Genomic DNA, 4,455 nt, shown 5'->3' with positions numbered 1-4,455 from the left:
GGCTCGAACTCCCGACATCTTCGGTGTAAACGAAGCGCTCTACCAACTGAGCTAATCACCCGAGTGCGGGCGTATTAGCCAAGCCCGCCGCACAGTGCAAGAGGCTTTCTGCGCCTGCCTGCAAATCATTGCCAATCCGCCGCCCCGGATGCGGCTTAACGCATCAGGACGACCGGCACCTTGCAGGATCGGATCATCGCCGTGGTGGTCGAGCCGATGATCAGGCTGCGAATCCGGCTATGGCCATAGGCGCCCATCACCAGCATGTCGAAATCGGCCTCTTCCACCAGCTTGCCGAGCGCCGCGTCGGGCTGACCGGACACCACGCCGGTCTCGGCCACGATCCCTGCCGCCTCCAGCAGCGCGCGCGCATTTTCCAGGCCCCTCTTGACCTCGGGCGTCGGGCTTCCGACCGTGACCACATGCACCGACAACCCTGCAAAAATCGGGCTGCGTGCGATCTGATCCACCGCCTTCATTGCAGAAACGCCACCATCATAGGCAACCAGAACCTTTTCGATCGGCTCGAACGCGCGGGCGGCCACGACGACCGGCTTGTGACTGGCCCGCACGATCCGCTCAAGGTTCGATCCCAAGTGGCCTTTGGCAAAATCCGCCGCCTCGCCGCGCTTGCCGATCACGATCATCGCCGCGTCTGCTTCGATCTCGGCCACGGTTTCCACGATATCGCCATGGCGCAGGCGGGTGGTGATCTCGCTCACCCCGGCGCGTTCAACGATGCCATGGGCATCTTCAAGGATGGCCCTGCCACGATGCGCCACAAGCTTGGCGCGCTGCTCGTCCAGCGCCGCCAGTTCTTCCAGCAACGCACTCCGCGCGCCAAGCCTGATCGAGCCGGACAAATCGGCATTCTCGGCCCCCTCCCGGCGCCCGAGAACATGCAAAAGCTCGACCGGCGCATCGGTGCGCTCGGCAAACCAGGCAGCATGTTCGCAGACCGAGGCCGAATAAATCGAGCCGTCTACAAGGGCGATGATCTTGTCTGTCATGGGTTATCCCCCTCAATGCGCCATCAGCGTGTCTATGGCTCCGGGCTTATCATGGATCGCCAGCTTGTCGACGATGGTTTCGCTCGCCTCGTTCATTCCGACAATCTCGACCTCGGCGCCATCACGGCGGAACTTGAGGACCGCCATGTCCAGCGCCTGAACCGATGAAATATCCCAGATATGCGCGCCGCTCACGTCGATCACGACCTTCTCCAGCGCCTCCTTGAAGTCAAAGGCCTTCATGAAATCTTCGACCGAGCCATAAAACAGCTGCCCTTCCACACGATACGTCCGCACCCGCCCGTCGCTTGTGATGTCTGTGGCGACGCGGAACAATTGCGCGATCTTGCCCGCAAAGAAGATGCCCGACAAGAGCACACCGACCAGCACGCCAATCGCAAGGTTATGGGTATAGACAACCATCACCACGGTCGCGAGCATCACGATAGAAGAGGATCGCGGATGCGTGCGCAAATCCTTGACCGAAGACCAGCTGAACGTGCCGACCGAAACCATGATCATGATCGCCACAAGCGCGGCCATCGGGATGCGGCTGACCATGTCGCCAAGGCCGACCACGAGGATCAACAGGCACACACCGGCCACGAAGGACGACAGGCGCCCGCGCCCGCCGGATTTGACGTTGATGATCGACTGCCCGATCATTGCACAACCCGCCATGCCGCCGATAAACCCGGTCGCCGAATTGGCCAGCCCCTGACCGATGCATTCCTGATTGCGGTCCGATCTGGTGTCGGTCAGATCGTCGACGATATTCTGCGTCATCAGGCTTTCAAGCAGGCCCACGACGGCCACCGCGATCGAATAGGGCAGGATGATCTTCAGGGTCTCAAGGTTAAGCGGAATGTCGGGAATGAGAAAGATCGGCAAGGTATCGGGCAGCGCGCCCATGTCGCCGACCGTTCGCACATCAAGCCCAAGCAAAAGCGTCACCGCCGTCAGCACGATGATCGTCACAAGAGGTGACGGAACCGCCTTGGTCAGAAGCGGGAACAGATAGATGATGCACAGGCCTGCCGCCACCAGAAGATAGGTGATCCACGGCACGGCGCGCGGATCAAGCTCTGGCAGTTGGGCCATGAAAATAAGGATCGCAAGCGCATTGACAAAGCCGGTCATTACCGATTTCGACACATAGCGCATCACGAATCCAAGTCGAAAAATGCCGGCGCCGATCTGTAACAGCCCGGCAAGCACAGTCGCCGCCAAAAGATATTCAAGCCCGTAATCGCGCACCAGCGTGACCATCAGAACGGCCGTCGCGGCCGTCGCCGCCGAGATCATCCCCGGTCGCCCGCCGGTGATCGCGGTGATCACCGCAATCGAGAAACTGGCATAAAGCCCGACTTTGGGATCAACCCCGGCAATGATCGAAAAGGCAATCGCCTCGGGGATAAGCGCCAGCGCCACCACCAGTCCCGACAGAACGTCGCCCCTGATATTTCCCAGCCATTGACCACGATAGGCATCAAGTGAAATCATGTGAAATCCGTTCCTGGACAAGCCCGCCGCAACCGGCCCTGTCATGTCTGTGCAGTTTTACCTTCGGTGAAACGGCGCTCTGGCCGCAGCAAGAACCGCACGGGGTACACCCCGAGGTCCTGTTGATCGGGCGCAGCCTATAGCGCCACGCTCCGGCATTGCCAACCCCATGCGCGTGCAGTCCGCCCATGCGTGGCCGCAGGGCCGCACGGCTCAGGCCTTTGGCGCCACCAGATCGGGAAGTGTGAAGGCGTCATTGCTCAGCCCTCGTTTCTCGGCGGTGGCGCGCACCGCCTCTTGCAGACCCTTGCTGCGCTTGAGCAGTTTGACAAACCGCGCCTCGTCCAGAACCAACAGCGTCGAGGGGGCAATCGCGCGCACCTCGGTGCGGCGCGGCTTTTGCATCAGGATCGCCATCTGCCCGAACATGTCGCCCCGCCCAAGCCGCCAGGTCTGGTTCGCTGTCTCAAGCTCGACCGCGCCCGAGGCCACAAAGAACACGCTCTTGGGGGCGCTGTCCCTTTGAACAATCACGTCATCCTCATCGACATAGCGCGTGCGCAACGCCCGCGTCAGCCGCTTGAGGCTGCGTTCGTCAAGCCCGCTGAACAACTCGAACTGGCGCACCAGCTCTGCTTTTTGCACCGCAAGGTCAAGCTTGGGGCGCTCTTCGGCCTTAAGGCGGCGGACGTCAATCTCCTGCACAAGCGCGGTATATAGCTCGGAGCCGATAAGCCCGTCTTCGCGCATCGCCTCGTATTCGCGCGCCTCAAGCCGGAGCGCGGTGCGCCGGATGAAACGACGCTCAAGCTCTTCGGCATAGCCCGGATATTGCAGACGCAATCCCTCAAGCGCGGTCTCGACCCGCTCGATGCGCCGGGTCTGAAGCTCATGCAGCAACTCGGCCACGCGGCGCCCGTGAATGCGCCGGATGCGCTTGTCGATGAATCCGCTCAGGTCACGCAGGATAAGGCGCTGCGACAACAGCACCTCAAAGCGGTCCGCCGTCATCCGTGCCAGGGGCCCCGCCAGCCCGAGCCGGTTGTTGAGAACCACAGCCACGCGAAACGCCCGATCATAGCGCAGGCTCTTGCGGGCCGCGCGCTGATACCCTGTGCGCCCGCCGGTACGCGCCGCCTCTATCAGGCGATCCGCCTCGGTCAGGATTTGTTCCGACAGGCGCGCCGAAATCGCACGCTCGCGAAAGCGCGCCAGGATCGTGTCGCGCTCTGCCCCCGCAAGCGCGATCAGTCCAAGGGTGATCCGATCCCGGTCCGAGATCGCCGCATTGTCCTCGGCCGCCTTGACCGCGCCATCAAGGCGCTCGCCAAAGCGCTTGGCCTCCGAGCGCACGGTTTCCCTGGTCAGCTCGTAATTCTCCGACACCCGCGCCACATCCTCGCGCACTGTCTGAAGCGCGACGGCGACCACCTGATTGCTCAGCGCAGCATCGAGCGGCGACAACCGGTCAAGCCCAAGCCGCCCGATCACCCACCGCAGGGTCGTCCCCTGCACCAGAAGCGTGAACAGGGTAAAGCCGGTGGCCAGAATGCCGACCAGCCGCTTGACCTCAAGCGGCACGCGAAAGCTTTCGGTCACGGCAAGCGCAAGGGCCAATGTCACCGCCCCGCGCAGACCACCCCAGAGGATCGCGGCGCGGTACGGTCGTTCGACCACCGGCGACAGCCTGAGCGCCGACAAAAGCGGCATCAGCCCGAACAGGATCAGCGCGCGCGCCACGACCGCCGCCAGCGTCACCACCACGATCAGGATGAAATCGCTGGCCCGCACCTCTTCCAGCAGGCGCGGGATCAACAACGCCGCCAGGATAAAGATCAGGGCCCCGGCCCAATGTGCCAGGAGGTTCCACACCTCGCGCAGGTTGGCCCAGGCTACGGGCGGCAAACGCGCCGGTCCCGTCAGGTTTAGCGTTAGCCCCGCC

3 protein-coding genes are annotated in these 4,455 nt (G+C 62.6%); all 3 read right to left on the bottom strand.

The window, feature by feature from the left end; genetic code table 11:
- Positions 1 to 155 precede the first annotated feature (155 nt).
- Positions 156 to 1,010, bottom strand: coding sequence for a universal stress protein (locus QZ522_RS17995; protein WP_294614843.1), 855 nt, complete (start codon positions 1,008 to 1,010; stop codon positions 156 to 158).
- 12 nt (positions 1,011 to 1,022) lie between these two features.
- Positions 1,023 to 2,513, bottom strand: a complete 1,491-nt coding sequence (locus QZ522_RS17990) for a SulP family inorganic anion transporter (RefSeq protein ID WP_294614840.1) — start codon at positions 2,511 to 2,513, stop codon at positions 1,023 to 1,025.
- A 213-nt stretch (positions 2,514 to 2,726) separates the two neighbouring features.
- A partial coding sequence (locus tag QZ522_RS17985; protein ID WP_294614836.1) for a cyclic nucleotide-binding domain-containing protein occupies positions 2,727 to 4,455 on the bottom strand: 1,729 nt, incomplete at its 5' end.

The organism is uncultured Roseovarius sp., assembly GCF_913054395.1.
Classification (GTDB): domain Bacteria; phylum Pseudomonadota; class Alphaproteobacteria; order Rhodobacterales; family Rhodobacteraceae; genus Roseovarius.
Note: the sequence above shows the minus strand (reverse complement) of the source record. Positions and strands in the feature narration are given on the sequence as shown.

Coding starts and splice junctions, on each gene's coding strand:
- QZ522_RS17990 (WP_294614840.1), bottom strand. CDS start 2,513: ATGATTTCACTTGATGCCTATCGTGGTCAATGGCTGGGAAATATCAGG.
- QZ522_RS17995 (WP_294614843.1), bottom strand. CDS start 1,010: ATGACAGACAAGATCATCGCCCTTGTAGACGGCTCGATTTATTCGGCC.